5 protein-coding genes (1 of these 5 only partly in view) are annotated in these 20,137 nt (G+C 71.4%); 2 read left to right on the top strand and 3 right to left on the bottom strand.

Annotation, left to right across the window (positions count from 1 at the left end):
• Positions 1-5 precede the first annotated feature (5 nt).
• Both OHS57_RS06195 and OHS57_RS06190 read left to right on the top strand, forming a co-directional pair.
• A complete protein-coding gene (locus tag OHS57_RS06195; RefSeq protein ID WP_443043058.1) occupies positions 6-9,797 on the top strand; it encodes a type I polyketide synthase in 9,792 nt (3,263 codons plus the stop codon).
• An 85-nt stretch (positions 9,798-9,882) separates the two neighbouring features.
• The gene (locus OHS57_RS06190; protein WP_041991943.1) at positions 9,883-10,488 is read left to right on the top strand and encodes a response regulator transcription factor; all 606 of its coding nucleotides are present in this window, start codon (positions 9,883-9,885) and stop codon (positions 10,486-10,488) included.
• Positions 10,489-10,889: 401 nt separating this feature from the next.
• Here OHS57_RS06190 and OHS57_RS06185 read toward each other — a convergent pair whose 3' ends face one another.
• The 3 genes from OHS57_RS06185 to OHS57_RS06175 all read right to left on the bottom strand — a co-directional run.
• Positions 10,890-14,174 (bottom strand): non-ribosomal peptide synthetase, encoded by a 3,285-nt coding sequence (locus OHS57_RS06185; protein WP_328581294.1) that lies wholly within the window; start codon positions 14,172-14,174, stop codon positions 10,890-10,892.
• Positions 14,175-14,176: 2 nt separating this feature from the next.
• Positions 14,177-15,004: a hypothetical protein gene (locus OHS57_RS06180; RefSeq protein WP_328581293.1), complete on the bottom strand. Its 828-nt coding sequence runs from the start codon at positions 15,002-15,004 to the stop codon at positions 14,177-14,179.
• A gap of 70 nt (positions 15,005-15,074) precedes the next feature.
• On the bottom strand, positions 15,075-20,137 hold the 3' end of the coding sequence (locus tag OHS57_RS06175; RefSeq protein ID WP_328581292.1) for an SDR family NAD(P)-dependent oxidoreductase. It continues 24,730 nt past the right edge of the window; the window shows 5,063 of its 29,793 coding nt (coding positions 24,731-29,793); its start codon lies beyond the right edge, outside the window — the gene reads right to left on this strand; it ends in the stop codon at positions 15,075-15,077.

Here is a 20,137-nt window from a genome sequence, read left to right as displayed (position 1 = left end):
AGCGCGTGACGGCCGAGCTCCACGACAGCAAGAGGCGGCTCCAGGCGGCGGACGAGAAGGACCACGAGCCGATCGCGATCATCGGCATGGGCTGCCGCTACCCGGGCGGGGCCAACAGCCCCGAGGACCTGTGGCGGCTCGTGGCCGAGGGGACGGACGCCATATCCCGCTTCCCCGAGGGCCGGGGCTGGGACCTGGAGACGCTGTACGACCCGGACCCCGACACACCCGGCACGTCGTACGTCCGTGAGGGCGGGTTCGTCCACGACGTCACCGAGTTCGACCCGGCCTTCTTCGGCATCAGCCCGCGTGAGGCGACGGCGATGGACCCGCAGCAGCGACTGCTGCTGGAGACGTCGTGGGAGGCGATCGAGCGGGCGGGCATCGTCCCGGCCACGTTGCACGGCAGCAGGACCGGTGTGTTCGTCGGCGCGAACAGCGGCGAGTTCCTCACCTTCATGGAAAAGGCCCCGCCTGAGCTTCAGGGTTATCTGATGACCGGCGTCGCCACGAGCGTCGTGTCGGGCCGCATCTCCTACAGCCTGGGCCTCGAAGGCCCCGCCGTCACGATCGACACCGCATGCTCGTCGTCACTGGTCGCGCTGCACCTGGCGGTGCGGGCACTGCGTAACGGCGACTGCGACCTGGCGCTGACCGGAGCGGTGGCCGTGCTGTCCTCGCCCGGCACGTTCATCGGCTTCAGCCGCCAGCGGGGGCTCGCCAAGGACGGACGGTGCAAGGCGTTCGCCTCCGACGCCGACGGCATGGCGCTCGCCGAGGGTGCGGGCGTGTTCCTCGTGGAGCGGCTGTCGGACGCACGGCGGAACGGCCATCCGGTACTGGCGGTGGTGCGTGGTTCGGCGATCAACCAGGACGGTGCGAGCAACGGTCTGACAGCCCCGAACGGTCCTTCGCAGCAGCGCGTCATCCGGCAGGCGCTGGCCGACGCCCGGATAGCGCCTGCGCAGATCGACGCGGTCGAGGCGCACGGTACGGGTACGCCGCTGGGCGACCCGATCGAGGCGCAGGCCCTGATGGCGACGTACGGCCAGGGCCGTCCGGAGGACCGGCCGCTGTGGCTGGGTTCGGTGAAGTCCAACATCGGCCACACCCAGGCCGCCGCGGGCGCCGCGGGCATCATCAAGATGGTGATGGCCCTGCGCAACGGCATCCTGCCGCGCACCCTCCACGCCGAGGAGCGGTCGCCGCACATCGACTGGTCCGAAGGCGCCGTCGAACTCCTCACCGAGCCGCGCCCGTGGCCCGCCTCGGACGAACCGCGCCGCGTGGGCGTTTCCTCCTTCGGCATGAGCGGCACGAACGCGCATGTGGTGTTGGAGGAGGCTCCTGGGGTGGTTCCGGTGGAGCCGGCGGGTGTGGATGTGGTTGCTGGTGGTGTGGTGCCGTGGGTGTTGTCTGCGCGGAGTGCTGGTGGGTTGCGCGGGCAGGCGGGGCGGTTGGGCGGGTTGGTGGGCGCGGGGTCGGTAGCTGATGTGGGCTATTCGTTGGTGGTGTCGCGTGAGGTGTTTGAGCATCGCGCGGTGGTTGTGGGCGGTGCGGGTGTCGAGCTGGGTGATGGTCTGGCTGCGTTGGCCGAGGGTGTGCCGTTCCCTGGTGTGGTGGAGGGAGTGGCCGGCTCGGCTGGCCGTGTGGTGTTCGTGTTCCCTGGTCAGGGTTCCCAGTGGGCGGGTATGGCGGTGGAGCTGCTGGACTCCGACGAGGTGTTCGCTGCGCGGTTGAGTGAGTGCGAGCGGGCGCTGGGGTTGTACGTGGACTGGTCGTTGACCGGGGTGTTGCGTGGTGAGGTAGGGGCGCCGGGACTTGACCGGGTGGACGTCGTGCAGCCGGTGTTGTGGGCCGTGATGGTGTCGCTGGCCGCGATGTGGTCTTCGGTGGGTGTGGTGCCGGACGCGGTGGTGGGTCATTCCCAGGGTGAGATCGCTGCCGCTGTTGTGGCGGGTGGGTTGTCGTTGGAGGACGGTGCGCGGGTGGTGGCTCTGCGCAGCCGGGCGCTGGTCGGACTGTCCGGGCGTGGGGGCATGGTGTCGGTCCCGCTCCCGGCGGACGCGGTGGAGGAACGCCTTCGCGAACTGGGCGGAAGTGTCTGTGTCGCGGCGGTGAACGGTCCGTCGTCGACGGTGGTCTCCGGTGACGCCGGGCTGCTGGACACGCTGGTCGCCGGGTACGAAGCGGCAGGGGTACGGGCACGTCGTATCGAGGTCGATTACGCCTCGCATTCGGCTCATGTGGAGGCGATCGAGGCGGAGCTGTTGGAGGTTCTGGGCCCCATCACGCCGCGCAGCGGTGACGTGCCGTTCTTCTCGACAGTGACATCCGACTGGTTCGACACGACAGGGCTGGATGCCGGCTACTGGTACCGCAACTTGCGGGAGACGGTCCGGTTCGGTCCGGCGGTTGAGGCGCTGGCCGGAGAGGGCTTCCGGTTCTTCGTGGAGTCCAGTGCGCATCCGGTGGTGCGGATCGGGGTCCAGGAGAGTCTGGAGCGTGCGGGCGCCGCCGATGCGGTGGTGGTGGGCACGCTGCGCCGGCAGGAGGGCGGCATGGCCCGGTTCCTGGCCTCCGCCGCGGAGTTGTGGGTGCGCGGTGGCGAGGTCGACTGGGCAGCGTTCTTCGCCCCGGCCCACCCGCGCGTCGTGGAGCTGCCGACCTATGCCTTTCAGCACCAGCCCTACTGGCCGAAGTCCGTCACGTCCAGCGGTGACGCCTCCCATCTGGGTCTGGGCGTCGCGGGCCATCCCTTGCTCGGCGCGACAGTGGCGCTCGCCGACTCGGAAGGTGTGCTGCTGACGGGGCGGTTGTCGCTCGCGTCCCATCCGTGGCTGGCGGACCACACGGTCAACGGAAGCGTTCTGCTGCCGGGTACGGGTTTTGTGGAGCTGGCGATCCGGGCCGGTGACGAGGTCGGTTGTGACCTCGTGGAGGAGCTGACGCTTCAGGCGCCGCTGGTCGTCCCTGAACGGGGCGCGGTGCAACTTCAGTTGGCTGTCGGCGCCCCGGAGGATGACGGGCGCAGAGCACTGGCTGTCCACGGCCGGTCCGCCGATGCCGCAGCTGACGACCCCTGGACCTGCCACGCCACCGGCTTCCTCACCACCGACACCGCGTCCACGCACTTCCCGGAGGAGTCGTGGCCGCCGGCCGGTGCGACGGCGCTGCGGCCGGACGACGTGTACGAATCGATGGCGGCCGTCGGTGTCGACTACGGCCCCGCCTTCCGCGGCCTGAAGGCCCTCTGGCGCCGCGACGACGAGCTGTTCGCCGAAGTGGCCCTGCCGGACGAGGCGTCCGACGAAGCTGACGCGTTCGGGCTGCATCCCGCGCTTCTCGACGCCGCGCTGCAACCGCTGGCGCTCGGGGGCTTCTTCGAAGGGGCGTCCGCCGACGGGCCGCTGCTGCCGTTCGCCTGGACCGGGGTACGACTGGCGGCCACGGGCGCCACCGCGCTGCGGGTACGGCTCTCCTCTGCGGGCCGCAACGCGGTCCGGGTAGAGGTCGCCGACAGCGCCGGCGTGCCGGTCGCCTCCGCTGACTCGCTTGTCGTACGTCCCCTCGCCGTCGGTGACCTCACGGGCGGCGCCGACCCGCTGCGGGACGCCTTGTTCCGGCTCGACTGGGTGCCCGCCCCCGACACCGCCGCCCCGGCGACGGGCGGTGTCCGCTGCCAGTTGCGGGGCGACGACGTACCGGAGCTGCGCGCCGTACTGGAGAGGGCCGGCGCTCAAGTCGACCTCTTCCCGTCGGAAGCGGACCCGGACACCGAACTGCCCGTACCCCAGGTGGCATTCGTGGTGTGCGAGCCCATGTCACGGGGCGTCGTCGAGGACACGGCGGCCCAGGTGCGTACCGCGACCGCCGCAGCGCTCGCGGCGGCGCAGGCATGGCTGGCCGCCGACCGGTACGCCGACGTGCCGCTGGTGTTCGTCACCCGCGACGCCGTACCGGCCGGGGGGTCTGCGGCCGACGATCTGCCGAACGCCGCCGTATGGGGGCTTATCCGCTCGGCCCAGTCCGAGAACCCGGGCCGCTTCGTCCTCCTGGACATCGACGGTGCGGAGGAGTCGTGGCAGGCGCTGCCCGCCGCCGTACTGTCCGGCGAACCGCAGGCCGCCCTGCGCGCCGGCGCCACCCTCGTACCGCGACTCGCCCGTCACAGCGCCGAAGAGGTCCCCGCGCCCGCGTGGGACGCCGAAGGCACCGTACTGATCACCGGAGGCACCGGAACGCTCGGCGGCGTCGTCGCCCGGCATCTGGTCGCCGGGCACGGGGTGCGCCATCTGGTGCTCGCCGGCCGCAGCGGCCCCGCCGCCGATGGCGCCGACCGGCTGCGGGACGAACTGACCGGGCTGGGCGCCGAGGTGACCGTCGTCGCCTGCGACGCGGCCGACCGGCAAGCCCTGGCCGACGTGCTGGCCGGTGTCCCGGCGGAGCACCCCCTCACTGCCGTGGTCCACGCGGCGGGTTCGCTGGACGACGGCGTCGTCACCTCACTGACCCCCGAGCGGTTCGACACGGTGCTGCGGTCCAAGGCCGACGCCGTGCTCAACCTGCACGAACTGACCAGGGAACTGCCGCTCACCGCTTTTGTGGTCTTCTCCTCGGCGGCGGGCGTCTTCGGCGGCCCGGGGCAGGGCAACTACGCCTCGGCCAACGCCTTCGTGGACGCCCTGGCCGGACACCGGCGCCAACTCGGCCTGTCCGCCCTGTCCCTGGCATGGGGCTTGTGGGAGCAGGACAGCGGACTGACCGGGGGACTGGACGACACCGACCGGGCCCGGCTGGCCCGTACAGGCGTCGCGCCGTTGTCGACCGAGGACGGTCTTGCCCTGTTCGACGCGGCCCGCACGGCGGACCTGGCGACCCTGGTGCCCATCCGCCTGGAGTTCGGCGCGCTGCGCGCCGCCGCCCGCTTCGGCGCGGTGCCCACGGTGCTGCGCGGTCTGGTCGCCACGTCGAAGCGGCGCACGGTGGGCGCCGACCCGGCGGCGGCTTCGGCTCTGCGTGAGCGCCTGGCCCGTATGCCCGAGGCCGAACACCTCGGCGCCCTGCTGGACGTGGTGCTCGGTCAGGCTGCTGCCGTGCTCGGTCACCCGGACCCCAACGACCTAGACCCGGAAGGGCCGTTCAACGAGAACGGCTTCGACTCGCTGACCGCCGTCGAGTTCCGCAACCGGATGAACACGGCCACCGGCCTCCGGCTGCCCGCCACGCTGATCTTCGACTGCCCCACCCCCACGAGCCTGGCCGCGTATCTGCGCACCGAACTGCTGGACGACGGGCCGGCCGCAGGGCCCGCCACGGCTGCCGGCAGCGACGACGAGCCGATCGCCATCGTGGGCATGAGCTGCCGGCTGCCCGGCGGCGTCACCGACCCGGACGGTCTGTGGCGGCTGGTGGCCGAGGGCGGGGACGCCATGTCGATGTTCCCCGCCGACCGCAACTGGAACCTGGCCGAGCTGTACCACCCCGACCCCGAGCACCCCGGCACCACATACACACGCGAGGGCGGATTCGTCTACGACGCAACCGAGTTCGACCCGGCGTTCTTCGGCATCTCGCCGCGCGAGGCCGTCGCGATGGACCCGCAGCAGCGGATGCTCCTGGAAAGTTCGTGGGAGGCGCTGGAATACGCCGGTATCGACCCGGCGAAGGTCCGCGGCAGCCAGACCGGTGTGTTCGTCGGTCTGATGTACCACGACTACGGGATGCACCTGCAGCACCTGCCGAGCGGCAGCGAGGGCTTCGTCGGCACGGGCACGTCCGGCGGTGTGGCGTCGGGGCGGATCTCGTACACCTTCGGTTTCGAAGGGCCCTCCGTCACCCTCGACACGGCCTGCTCCTCGTCCCTGGTGGCCCTGCACTGGGCGATCCAGGCACTGAGGTCCGGTGACTGCTCCCTCGCCCTGGCCGGTGGGGTCACCGTCCTGTCCACCCCCAACGTGTTCGTCGACTTCAGCAGGCAGCGCGGGCTCGCGCCCGACGGCCGCTGCAAGTCCTTCGCCGACGCGGCGGACGGCACCGGCTGGAGCGAGGGCGTCGGCATGCTGCTCGTCGAGCGGCTCTCCGACGCCCGCCGCAACGGCCATCAGGTGCTCGCCGTGGTCCGCGGATCAGCCATCAACCAGGACGGTGCCAGCAACGGTCTCACCGCCCCCAACGGCCCCTCCCAGCAGCGGGTCATCCGGCAGGCCCTCGCCGACGCACGGCTCACGCCTTCCGAGGTGGACGCCGTCGAGGCGCACGGCACGGGCACCACCCTCGGCGACCCGATCGAGGCGCAGGCCCTGCTCGCGACGTACGGGCAGGACCGGCCCGAGGACCGGCCGCTGTGGCTGGGCTCGGTGAAGTCCAACATCGGTCACACCCAGGCCGCGGCGGGAGTCGCCGGCGTCATCAAGATGGTGATGGCCATGCGCAACGGCGTCCTGCCGTGCACCCTCCATGTGGACCGGCCCTCGCGGCACGTCGCATGGGAGTCGGGCTCGGTACGGGTGCTCACCGAACGGACGGACTGGCCCGACTCCGACCGGCCGCGCCGGGCCGGAGTGTCCTCCTTCGGCATCAGCGGCACCAACGCGCACGTCATCCTCGAACAGCCCGCGCCCGAACGGGAGGTGCCACGGCCCGAACAGCCCACCGTGGCAAGCCCGGTGACCGCGTGGACACTGTCGGCGAAGAGTCCCGAAGCGCTGCGCGCCCAGACCCAGCGGCTGCGCGCCCACGTGGAGGACCGGCCCGAGCAGACGCCCGCCGAGATCTCCCACTCGCTGGCCACCACGCGCAGCGCACTCAAACACCGGCTGGTCGTCCTCGGCGCCTCCCGCGCCGAACTCACCGAAGGGCTGGACGCGGCATCGCTGGGGACGCCCGGCGCGCAGGTGATCAGCGGCACCGCCGCGCGCGGCAAGACGGCCTTCCTCTTCACCGGTCAGGGCAGTCAACGGCTCGCCATGGGACAGGAGTTGTACGACACGTACCCGGTGTACGCCGCCGCCTTCGACGAGGTGTGCGCACGATTCGACGAGCACATCCAACCGCCGGTACGTGACGTCCTGCGCGACGACGCCGAGCTGCTTCAGCAGACGCGGTACACCCAGGCCGCGCTCTTCGCGGTCGAGGTGGCCCTGTTCCGCACCCTCGAACAGTGGGGTGTACGGCCCGACTTCCTGGCGGGCCACTCCATCGGCGAACTCGTCGCCGCCCATGTCGCCGGCGTGCTCTCGCTGGACGACGCGGTACGACTCGTCGCCGCGCGCGGCAGGCTGATGCAGGCGCTGCCGCCGGGCGGGGCCATGGTGTCGGTGCGCGCGGCCGAGGAGGACGTACTGCCCCTGCTCGCCGCCTCCCCGGACCTGGTGAGCGTCGCCGCCGTCAACGGGCCCGCGTCCGTGGTGATTTCAGGCGACGAGACGGCCACCCTCGCCCTGGCCGCACGCCTTGCCGAACAAGGGCACAAGACCCGACGGCTGGCCGTCAGCCACGCCTTCCACTCACCCCTCATGGAGCCCGCGCTGGCGGAATTCCGGCGCGTCGCCGAAGAGATGACGTACCGGCCGCCGACAATCCCCGTCGTCTCCAACGTCACAGGAGAGCTGGCCACCGACGCCGAACTCACCTCGCCCGCCTACTGGGTGCGCCACCTCCGCGAAGCCGTACGGTTCAGCGACGGCGTACGCGCCCTGCGGGCGCAGGGAGTGACCAGGTTCCTGGAAGTCGGCCCCGACGCCGTGCTGTCGGCGATGGCGCAAGAATGCCTCGTCGACTGGACGGGGACCAACGTGCCGGCGCTGCGCCGCGACCGGCCGGAGGCACGCACACTGGCCGAGGCGCTCGCCCACCTCTACGTCCACGGGCTGCCCGTCGACTGGGCCGCCGTCGTCGGCGGGGCGTCCCCGCGTACCGTCTCCCTCCCCACGTACCCCTTCCAGCGTCAGCGCTACTGGCCGGACGCGACCGGGCGGCGCCGGGAGTCCGGGACCCGCGACGCGGAGCGGGCGGACCAGGGCCTCTGGGACGCCGTCGAGCGCCAGGACCTCGACGCGCTGCTCGCCGCGCTCGGCCTGGGCGCCGGGCACCAGCTCGGCGACCTGCTGCCAGCGCTGGCGAAACTGCGCGGCACACGGGCCACGGACACCACAGGGCGGCTGCGGTACCGCACCACCTGGAAACCCCTGACGGACGTACCCGCACCCGCCCTGGCCGGACCGTGGCTGGTGTTCGTGCCCGAGGACGAGACGGTCTCGGAGCACGCCCAGGCGGTCGTGGCCGGCCTCGCGGCCCACGGCGCGCAGGTACGGGCGCTCCCCGTGGCCCGCAGCTCCGACGCCGACAAGCTCGCCCGCCGGATCCGGGAGACCGCCGACGAACGGACCGCCGGCATCGCGTGCCTGCTCACCGACGGCGAGCAGGGCGACGGGAGCGGCACGACCCGCTTCGCCGAGTCCCTGGTCGCAGCGGTGACCGAAGCCCAGCCTGCGGCGCCCGTGTGGTTCCTGACCCGGGGCGCGGTCCAGGTGACCCCGTCGGACGCCCCGACCACGCCCGGCTCGGCACCGGCCTGGGGCGTCGGACGGGCCGCGGCCCACGCGTACACGGCGCTCAGCGGCGGCCAGATCGACCTGCCCGAGCAGATCAACGAGCAGGCCGTACGCCGGCTGTGCGGGATGCTGACCGGGCTCACGGGCGAGGACGAGATCGCCGTACGCGCCGCCGGTGTCTTCGGCCGCAGACTCCAGCAGGCCCCGGCGGGCCGGGTGGCGCTCGGCACCGACTGGCAGCCGACGGGTACGGTCCTGATCGCCGGTGAACTCGACGCGCAGACAGTCGAGTTGACCCGGTGGGTGGCGCGCGCCGGCGCCGCCGGAGTCGTCCTGACCCAGCCGGCAGCCGCACTCGCCACCGAACCCGGTGTCGTGGTGCACGCCTGCGACCCGGCCGACCCGGCGACTCTCGACGCCCTGCTGGACCGTATCGACCCGCCCCTGACCGCCGTCGTGTGCACCGCCGGCGACGGCATGACGACCGATGCGACGGCCGGCATGGCGACCGGTGCGACGACCGCTACGACAGGGACGCCGGCCGCCGTCGCCCACGCCCTGCACGAACGCACCCGGTCCCTGGACCTGTCCGCCTTCGTCCTCGTCTCCCCGGCGGAAGCGGCCTGGGGCACCGCGGGGCAGGCCGCCACCGCCGCGCACCTGTCCTTCGACGCCCTCGCGGGACTGCGAGCCGCCCAGGGGCTGCCGGCCATCTCCGTGGCCGTCGGCCTGACCGACCCAGCTGCGGTGGTACCCGCCGTCCGGCAGGCCCTCGCCCAGGGCGACACGACCCTGCTGCTCACCGACACAGAACCGGCCGACATCGGCGCTCTCCTGTCGGCCCGCCGCCCGTCCCGGCTGCTCGACGAACTCCCGGAAACGGCGGGGGACAAGGACGGTCAGGGCGCGGACAGCGCCGAAACGGGCGACAGCGTCGCCGCGTTCCGGCAGCGGCTCGCGGACGGTACGCCCGACGAGCACCGCGGCATCGTGCTCGACCTGGTACGCGGCGCGGCGGCGGAGATCCTGCGCTTCCCCTCCGCCGAAGCGGTCGAACACGACGCCGACTTCTTCGACCTCGGGTTCTCCTCGATGGCCGCGATCGAACTGCGCAACCGGATCGTCGAACTCACCGGACTGGAACTGGAGGCCGACGCCGTCTACGACTGCCCGACCCCCGCGGACCTCGCCGAGCACCTGCTCGCCGAACTGGCCGGGGCCCCGGCACCCGAGGCCGGCTGACACGCCGTCACTGCCCGGGACGGCACCAACGTCCCGGGCAGTACGCTGAGTCCGCCCGTACAGAACGTCGGAGGAGCACACACACTTGATCAGGGTTCTGCTCGCCGACGATCAGGCGCTGGTGCGCGGCGCACTCGCCTCGATGCTCCGCCTGGAGCAGGACATCGAGGTCGTCGCCGAGGTCGGCAACGGGGACGATGTTCTGCCCGCCGCGCTGCGTACCCTCCCGGACGTGGCGCTGATGGACGTCCAGATGCCGGGCAAGGACGGTCTGAGCGCCGCGGCCGAACTCGGCCGGCGGCTGCCGTCCTGCAAGGTCGTCATCTGCACGACGTTCGGCAGGCCCGGATATCTGACCCGGGCCATGGCGGCGGGCGCCGTCGGCTTCGTCGTCAAGGACGCGCCCCCCGAACACCTCGTCGACGCGGTGCGCAGGGCTGCGGCCGGGCTGCGGGTCATAGACCCCGGCCTCGCGTCGGAAGCCCTCCACTCGGGCACCAGCCCCCTCACGGTGCGGGAGCGGCAGGTGCTCGCCCAGGCACTCGACGGCGGTACGGTCACCGACATCGCCCGGGCGCTGCACCTGTCGGAGGGGACCGTGCGCAACCACGTCTCGTCCGCCATGGCCAAAACCACCGCGAGGACCCGCGCGGAGGCTGCCCGTATCGCGGAGGACCGCGGCTGGCTCTGACGGGCCCTCCCCGGGGTCCCCGTCGCCTCGTACCCCCCGCCCTTACACCGTAGGCGCGGCCGGCACAACCATGACACCTATCAGGGGTCCGCCATGACAGACGTCGTGGGCGACCACCGTCCGACGGCCGCACACTGGACCAGCAGGAAAGAGAAAGCGGTCCGAGGCGCACGGCGACATCCCCGCACCATCCCCGGACCGCTTTCCGCAACACCGCCTCCGACTCCGGAGGAGACGCGAAGCGCGCGTGCCGGACGACCCCTCCGGAAACCCCCGTTCCGGTGTCCGGCAACGCGCGCCGCGCCTCTCCGGCCCCGGCCGCGGGACTTCCCACCCGTGGAGTCCCGCGGCCTAACGGGGTGGCGCGGCGCGGTGGCCGGCTGCCGCCGCCGTAGGATCACTCAGCCATTCGAACCCGCCGCCGCATCCGCCGTCGACTCCGCTTCCGCTTCCGCACCCGCCGCCGCGCGCGCCGCACGCGTCTTCCGGGCCAGCCCCGCAGGAGTCGGGTCGTCGAAGAGGTCCTTGAGCTTGAGCCGTACCTCCGTCGCCGTCTGAACCTCCTGCAACAGCCGTACGCCGAGCAGCGAATGACCCCCGTGCGCGAAGAAGTTGCTCTCCGCGTCCAGATCGCCGCGCCCCAGCAGGCTGTTCCACAGTGCCACCAGCACCCCCACCAACTCGTCACCGCCGCCGGCGGAATCCTGGCCCGCGCCCCGCGGACCGGCGGGCGGCACGTCGGCAGCCGTCCTGCGCTGCTCCAACGCCCGCCGGGTGAGCGCCGGGTAGTCCACCTTGTCGTTGCCCGTCATCGGGAAGGCGTCCACCGCCACGAACTCCTGAGGCGTCGCCGAAGCGGGCAGCGAACCGTGCGCGTGCTCCCACAGCTCCGCGACCACCTCGGGCCGCCCCGGAGCGACCACGAACGCGCACAGAAGCGCGTCGGCGCTCGGGTCACCCGCGATCACCACCGCGGCGGCGAGCACATCCGGATGGGACAGCAACACGGCCTCGATCTCGCCGAGTTCGATCCGGTTGCCCCGCAGTTTGACCTGGCGATCCATCCGTCCGAGGATCTCCAGCCTGCCGTCGCCGGTCCACTTCGCCAGATCCCCGGTGCGGTAGAACCGGCCGTACCGCGGATGGTCACCGAAGCGCAGCGCCGTCAGCTCCGGACGGTCGTGGTAGCCGGCAGCGACGCCCGTCCCCGCGATACACAGTTCACCGCGCACCCCGACCGGCAGTTCACGGCCGTACGGATCCGCCACGTACACCTGGGTGTTGGCGATCGGGCGGCCCACATCCACCCGGCCGTCGGCGGTCGCCCGGTCGAGCCGGCCCGCGGTGGACCAGATGGTGGTCTCCGTGGGGCCGTAGACGTTGTACAGGTCGCACCCGGTCGCGCTCAGCCGCCGGGCCAGCGCGGCGGGCAGCGGCTCACCGCCGCTGAGCACCCGGCGGCCGGCCAGCTGCCCCGCCACCTCGTCGGCGACCAGACGCCAGGTCGTCGGGGTGGCCTGCACCACCGACACGTCGTGCTTCCGCAACACCTCCGCCAGGGGTGCCCCCTCGGTACGCGCCTCGTCGGGCGCGACCGCGAGACGCCCGCCCGACACCAGCGGCAGGAAGAGTTCCAGAGCCGAAATGTCGAAGCTGAACGTCGTCAGCCACAGGACGGTGTCCTCGGGGCCCACCGCGAGCTGGTCCGCGAAGTGTGCCACCAGATTGGCGAGGGCGCGGTGGTCGAGCAGCGTGCCCTTCGGCAGCCCCGTCGAACCCGAGGTGTAGATCAGATACGCGCAGTCCTCCGGCGCCACCAGGTCGGCGGCGAGCACACTCCCCGTCACCGGCCGCACCGAGTCGGTGTCCACCAGCGGCAGGACCGTACGGTCACCGGGAACCACGACCCCGGGGCCGGCCAGGACCGCGGCGGCGCCCGAGTCGTCGAGCTGATACGCGATGCGCTGCTCGGGATGGTACGGATCGAGCGGCAGGTACGCGGCCCCGGCCAGCCATACGCCGATGGCCGCGGCGGCCAGCTCGGGCCCCCGGGCGGCCAGCAGGGCGACCACGTCCCCCTTGCCGACCCCGGCCTCCGCCAACCGGTCACGGGTCGCCTCGGCCGCTGCCCACAGCCGGCGGATCCCGATCCGGCGCTCACCGTCGAGGACCGTCTCGGCGTCCGGCCCCGAGTCTGGCCCTGTCTCCGACTCCCGCCCCGAATCCGACTCCGACTTCGGCCCCGAATCCGACTCCGCAGCGCCGGAGGCCGAGACCCGCCGCGCGATCGATTCCAGCACGGTCGCGGGTTTCACGGGCCGGTCCGTGGCGTTCGCGGCCCCGATCACCTCCGTGTCCCGGCCGCTCCACACCTGTATCTCCGCGAGAGGCTCGTCCGGCCGGCGCGCGAGCGTCACCAGCAGATCGTCGTACCGGGCCAGCAGCAGCTCCACATCCGCCCGGTCCAGCACGTCGACGTAGAACGCCGCCCGCACCTTGATGTCCTCCGGGGTGGAGGTCACGAAGAACTCCAGGTCGAACTTGCTGGAACTGTTCTCCACCACCACGGCCGTGGCCGGCTGCCCGTCCAGGACGAACTCCCCGTCCATCGCGGCCGGGACGTAGTTGAACGTGTGCCGGAAGAGATTGTTCCGCCACGACGAGGCGTCCCGCTCCACGGCCTCCAGCAGATCGTCCACCGGGTAGTCCGCGTGCGCCATCGCCTCCATGAACGTACGGCGCGTCAGCCGGACGAACTTCCGGAAGCTCTCCTCCCGGTCCACCGGTGTCCGCAGGGTGAGTACGTTGATGTGGTAGCCGATCGTCTGCGCTGCCTCCGGTGTGCGCACACTGACGGGCGAACCGATCGTGAGATCGGGCCCGGCGCCGTGCGCCGCCAGCAGGACCCCGTACGCCGCCAGCAGGACCACCGACTCGGGCGCCCGCAACTCCCGCCGCATCAGCCGCACCGCGTCACGCGCGGCCGGCGAGAGAACATGATTGATCACATCACCGGCGAGCGTCGTCTCCGCCGCATCCGGCTTCTGGCACCACAGATCCAGCTCGGTGGCCCGGAACCCGGCCAGCTTCCCGCGCCAGAACTCCGCACTGGCCGGGTTCGGCGCAGGCTCCCGCCAGGCAGGCACGACGGCCACGGCCGCCGGCTCCGGCACCGCCCCCGAGGCAAGCGTGCCGTACAGGGACACGAACTCGCCGAGCAGCAGCGCGGACGACAGGCCGTCGAAGACGGCGTGGTGGACCGCCAGGCAGAAGACCTCGCCGGACCCCTCAGGCACAACCGCCGCACGCACCAGCGGCCGGCCGTCCGGCCCGAACGGCTCAGCCACGAAGCGGGTCAGCCACGTCCGCGCCCCGCCGTCGTCCGGCTCACCCTCCACGATCCGCAACGCGGTCTGCTCAGGCGACAGGGTCTCCCGCGTCAACCCCTCGGCGCCGGCCCGGAAGACCGTACGCAACACCTCGTGGCGGCGCAGCAGCAGCGTCAGCGTCTCCAGCAGCACGGGCCGCCGCAGCCGCCCCTCCACACGGAACGCCACACTGAGGTTGTTCACACCCGTGCCGGGCACGAACTCCTCCAGAAGCCACAGCGCTTCCTCCTTGTGCGTGGCCCGCTGCCGGGCCACCGCGGAGCGGGCGACCTCGCCGGATACCTGGTTGGTCGTCACAGTCACCTCTCCAGAAGCTTGCCGACGGCCTGCGCGACGCCGTCGGAACGCAGCAGCTCACCATGGCCGGCGTCGAACCTGATCTCCCGCGCCACCAGCTCGCCCGCACCGAACTCACCTGTCCTGCGCAGCCGGTTGAGGCCGTTGTACTCGCCGGACGAACTCAGCGCGGTGGACTCCAGCCAGCGGTCGCGCGGATCCAGCCGGTCGGCGAAGCTCAGGTAGGAGAGGAACGCACTGAACAGCGCCCACATCTCGGTGCCGTACTCCTGATCGAGCCCGGCCCGCTCGAACGCGCGCTCACCGACCTGGCGGAACGTCGTGTACAGCTCCGACGCGTAAGTCCCCACCGTCATGCCGTCGACCTGGATCAGGCGCTCGACCTCGCCCTGCGTCTCCGCGACGTCCTCCTCGGTGAGGATCGACGACAGCATGCCGAAGACATTGCCGAACTGGTAGCGGATGGTCTCCATGCTGGTCGGCTCAGGATCGAACAGTACGACCTGGGGCGCCTGCGCCTGCGACCCGGCCAACTCGTCGGCCAGCGCGGCCGCGTACACGGCGCCCACGCAGTACCCGAAGACGGCGCGCACGGTCAGCCCTTGCTCGCGCACCGGTTCCAGCCAGGACTGTACGTACTCCTTCACGTCCGTCCCGGTGCCGGGAGCGACGACCGGCGGATTGACGTGCCAGAACGTGGCGTCATGGCCGAGCTGTGCCACCAGGTCGGGAAACCCGGCCTCCGGGCGGCCCGTCGTGTGGAAGTCGGCACAGAGGATGAGCTCGTCCGAGCCCGAACGAAGAGTGTTCCAGGTGGTGTTGAGGTTCATCGGCACTTCTTTCGAATCTCGGCGTCACCGTGGTGACGGGCCGGTCGGTGATTGGGGGGCAGTGGAGGCCCTAGGAGTCCCCGCCCTCCATGGCCAGTTGGATCAGGTTGTCCACGTCCATGCTGTCGATCGCCTCGTCGGCGTCCTCCGCCCTTTCGAGGTCGTCCGGACCCTGCGCGTCGGCCAGCTCCAGCAGCGCGTCCAACAGCCCCGACTCGCGCAGTTTCGCCACCGGGATCGCCGTCAGAAGCCCGCGCACCTCGGCATCGCCGCGCTGCGCCGTCACGACAGTCGCCGCCTCCGGGAAGAACTGCTCCAGGACGAATGCAGTCAGGGCGCGAGGCGTCGGGTAGTCGAAGATGAGCGTGGTGGGCAACTGCAGCCGGGTGGCCGCCGTCAGATAATTGCGAAGCTCCACCGCGGTCAGGGAGTCGAAGCCGAGATCCTGGAACTGCCGGTCCGGCTCGATCGCCGACCCGTCGGCGATGCCCAGCACAGCCGCCACCTGGCCGCGTACCAGCCCCGACATCACCGACTGCCGCTCCTCGGCACCCAGCGGCGCCAGCCGCTGCGCCAACGCGTCCGCCCGCACCTCGGCCGAGGCTGCCGAACGCCGCGCCGTGCCCCGCACCAGCCCGCGCAGCATGCCTGGCACCTGGCCGACCGCCGCACCGAGGGCCTTGAGGTCGAACTGGGCCGGGACGAAGGTGGGTTGGCTGGAGCTGAGTGTGGCGTCGAAGAGGGTGAGGCCGTCGTCGGGTGAGAGGGCACTGATGCCGGTGCGCTCCAGGCGGCGGAGGTCGGTGTCGGCGAGTTGGCCGGTCATGCCGCCGGTCTCCCACAGTCCCCAGGCGAGTGAGGTGGCGGGGAGGTGGTGGGTGTGGCGGTGGGTGGCGAGGGCGTCGAGGAAGGCGTTGGCGGCGGCGTAGTTGGCCTGTCCGGCGCCGCCGAGGGTGCCGGAGAGGGAGGAGAAGAGCACGAAGGCGGTGAGGTCGAGGTGGCGGGTGAGTTCGTGGAGGTGCCAGGCGGCGTCCGCCTTGGGCCGCAGGACCGTGTCCATACGGTCGGGGGTGAGGGACGGGATCGTGGCGTCGTCGAGGACACCGGCGGTGTGGATGACTCCGGTCAGTGGGTGGTCGGCGGGTATGGAGGCGATGAGTGCGGCGAGGGCGTCGCGGTCGGTGACGTCGCACGCGGTGGCGGTGACCTGGGCCCCGTGCGCGGTGAGTTCGGCCAGGAGGCCGTCGGTGCCGGGGGCGTCGGGTCCGCGCCGGCTGGCGAGGAGCAGGTGGCGTACGCCGTGTTCGGTGACGAGACGGCGGGCGACCAGGGCACCGAGACCACCGGTGCCACCGGTGACCAGGACGGTGCCGTCCGGCGTGAAGACCGTCCCTTCCGGGCTGGGCACGACGGCCCGGGTCAGCCGAGCCACCCGTATCCCGCCCGCACGGATCGCGAGCTGTGGCTCACCGGTCGCGAGTGCGCTGCCGATCGCGTTGGCGGATACGGGGTGGTCGTCCAGATCCAGCAGCACGAACCGGTCCGGCTGCTCCGCCTGCGCCGCCCGTACGAGACCCCACACGGCGGCCTGTACCGGATCAGCATCCCCGGACAGGTCCACGGCCACCCCGCCCTCAGTGACCACCACCAGACGGGAAGCGGCGAACCGCCCGTCCACCAACCACTGTTGCACGGCACCCAGCACGTGATGCGTCAACGCGCGGACCGCTTCCGGCACCCCCGCGGATATCGGCTCAGGCAGCCTCAGCAGCACATACTCCGGCACATCACCAACTGCCAGCTCGGAGAGATCCGACAGCTCCGTATACGCCGGAGCCACCGTGGTGCCCGGCGCCGCATCCGCCGCCACCCAGTCCAACTGGAAGAGAGCGTCGCGGGGCTGGCCGAAGGACAGTCCGCTCAAGGAGACGGGCCGCAGGGTGAGGGAGGCGATGTCGGCGACCGGTTCGCCGGTGCCGTCCGCCATCGCGAGAGCTATCGCGCCGCCGACGGCCGTGATGCGGACACGGAGCTGAGTGGCGCCGGTCGCGTGCAGGGTCATCTGGTTCCAGGCGAAGGGCAAATGGGGTCGGCCGGCTTTGTCGGCCGGCAGGAAGTCGCCCAGGGCGATGGCGTGCAGGGCGCCGTCGAGGAGAGCGGGGTGGATGCCGAAGTGCGCCGCGTCCGCGTGGGCCTGCTCGGGGAGGGTGATGTCGGCGTAGACCTCGTCCCCGTCGCGCCATGCGGCGGTCAGGGTCCGGAAGACATCGCCGTACTCCAGTCCCAGATCAGCCAGGTCGTCGTAGAGGACGTCCACTGCCAGCGGCTCAGCGTCCTTCGGGGGCCACTGGAGCAGGTCGAAGTGCGGTGCCTCTGCGGTGGCGGCCAGCAGTCCCTGTGCGTGTGGGGTCCAGGGCGCTGTCAGGTCGCTGTCCTCGGTACGGGAGTACACGGTCAACGACCGCCTGCCGGTGGCGTCGGCCGCTCCGAGAACGAGTTGGAGCTGACTGCTGCCGTGCGGGGGCAGGACGAGTGGGGCCTGGAGAGCAAGTTCTTCAAGTACGGGGGTGCCGGCTTCGTCGCCTGCACGGATGGCGAGTTCGGCCAGTGCGGCGCCCGGGAGGATGACCGTGCCGTTGACGGCGTGGTCGGCCAGCCAGGGGTGGGTGGTGAGGGAGAGCCTTCCGGTCACGGTGAGTTGGCCGCTTTCCGGCGAGGGAATGGCGGCGGTGAGGAGCGGATGGTTGACGGCAGCCTGACCGGCGGTCGTGACGTCACCGGCCGCTGCCGTGGACTTCAGCCAGTAGTGCTGGTGTTGGAAGGCGTAGGTGGGCAGTTCCACGTGCTGGCGGCGCGCGTTGACGAAGTACGTCGTCCAGTCGACGCGTACGCCACGGGTGTGGAGGGTGGCGAGGGCTTCGAGCAGGGCGCGTGTCTCGTCACGGTCCTTGCGGACGGCCGGGATGAGGGTGGTGTTCTCGTCGCCGTCGAGGGTCTGCTGGGCAAGACCGGTGAGAACACCGTCCGGACCGACTTCGACGAAGAGGGTGGCACCGGTCGCACGAGCCGCCGTCACGCCGTCTGCGAAGCGGACTGCTTCGCGGACGTGCTGTACCCAGTAGTCGGGGCTGGTGAGTTGGCCGTGTTCGGCGAGCTGGCCGGTGACGTTGGAGATGAGCGGGATGGTCGGCTCGTGGTAGGTGAGGCTCTGGGCGATCTGCCGGAACTCCGCCAGCATGGGGTCCATCAACGGCGAATGGAAGGCGTGCGAGACGCGCAGCCTGCGGGTACGGATCTCCCGACCGGCCAGCGCCTTGCCGATCTCCTCGACCGCCGACTCCGCACCGGAGATCACCACAGCGGCGGGTCCGTTGACAGCTGCGATGCTCACTTCATGCTCGCGGCCCTCCAGCAGTGGCAGAATGTCCGCTTCGGGTGCGGCGATGGCGAGCATGGCGCCGCCGGTGGGTAGGGCCTGCATCAGCCGGGCTCGTGCTGCGACGAGGCGGCTGGCGTCTTCCAGGGAGAAGACCCCGGCCACGTGTGCGGCTGCCAGTTCACCGATGGAGTGTCCGGCGAGTACGTCCGCTGTGATGCCGTACGAACTGAGGAGCCGGTACAGCGCCACCTCGAAGGCGAACAACGCCGGCTGCGTCATGCCGGTCTCGTCCAGCAGCCCGGCTAGCTCCGAACCCGGCTCCGCGTGAACCACATCCCGTACCGGATGCGCCAGCAACGGATCCAGAACCTCACACACCTCATCCCAGGCGGCAGCGAACACCGGGAACGTGGCTGCCAGTTCGCGGCCCATGCCCAGCCGCTGGCTACCCTGCCCGGCGAACAACAGCGCCAGCTTCCCGCTCGTACCGCTGCCCGTCACCACACCGGCAGTCGGTGTCCCGGACGCCAGCGCCTTGAGGCCGGCCAGCAGCTCGTCACGGCCTTCGGCGACCACCACCGCCCGGTGATCCAGGACCCCACGTGAGGAGACCAGCGCCTCGGCGACCGCAGCGACATCCGCCAGGTCGCCGTCGTCGGTGGTCCACGTCCCCAGGCGCTCGGCCTGTGCGCCGAGGGCGGCTGCGCTGCGCGCGGAGATCAGCCACGGCAGCACCGACGGCGCTTCCGCCGTGTTGGTGACGTCCCGCGGTTCGGTCTCGCCCTGTTCGATGACTACGTGGGCGTTGGTGCCACTGATGCCGAACGAGGAGATCGCTGCTCGCCGGGGGCGGTTGGACTCGGGCCATTCCTGGGCCTCCGTCAGCAGCTCGACGGCGCCCGCCGACCAGTCCACGTGCGGCGATGGGGCATCCACATGCAGGGTCTGGGGGAGGAGGCCGTGGCGCATGGCCATGACCATTTTGATGATGCCGGCGACGCCTGCGGCGGCTTGGGTGTGGCCGATGTTGGATTTGATGGAGCCGAGCCACAGGGGGTGGTCTTCGGGGCGGTCTTGTCCGTACGTCGCCAGGAGTGCTTGTGCTTCGATGGGGTCGCCGAGGGTGGTGCCGGTTCCGTGGGCTTCGACGGCGTCGATGTCTGCTGTGGTGAGGTGGGCGTTGGCGAGGGCTTGTCGGATGACTCGTTGTTGTGAGGGGCCGTTGGGGGCGGTGAGGCCGTTGCTGGCGCCGTCCTGGTTGATGGCTGATCCGCGTACGACGGCGAGGACGGGGTGTCCGTTGCGCCGGGCGTCGGAGAGTCGTTCGACGAGGAGCATGCCGATGCCTTCGCCCCAGCCGGTTCCGTCGGCGGACGCGGAGAATGCCTTGCAGCGGCCGTCGACCGACAGACCACGCTGTCGGGAGAACTCGATGAACGTGTTCGGCGTGGCCATCACCGTCACACCACCGGCCAGCGCCATGTCACACTCACCCGACCGCAGCGCCTGCACCGCAAGATGCAATGCCACCAGCGACGACGAGCACGCCGTGTCGACCGTTACCGCAGGACCCTCGAAACCGAAGGTGTACGACACCCGGCCGGAAGCGACGCTGCCCGAGTTGCCGGTCCCGACCAGCCCTTCCAGCTCCGGCGGCGTCTCACCGGACTGAGAGCCGTAGTCGTGGTACATGACGCCGGCGAAGACGCCCGTTTTGCTGCCCCGCAGCCCGGCCGGGTCAACACCCGCCCGTT

The organism is Streptomyces sp. NBC_00370, assembly GCF_036084755.1.
Lineage (GTDB): Bacteria > Actinomycetota > Actinomycetes > Streptomycetales > Streptomycetaceae > Streptomyces.
The sequence above is the reverse complement of the archived record's forward strand: the minus strand, read 5'-3'. Positions and strand labels throughout refer to the sequence as shown.

Bases quoted from the DNA above. Each gene is read 5' to 3' on its own strand.
- OHS57_RS06180 (WP_328581293.1), bottom strand. From the start codon at position 15,004: ATGAACCTCAACACCACCTGGAACACTCTTCGTTCGGGCTCGGACGAG.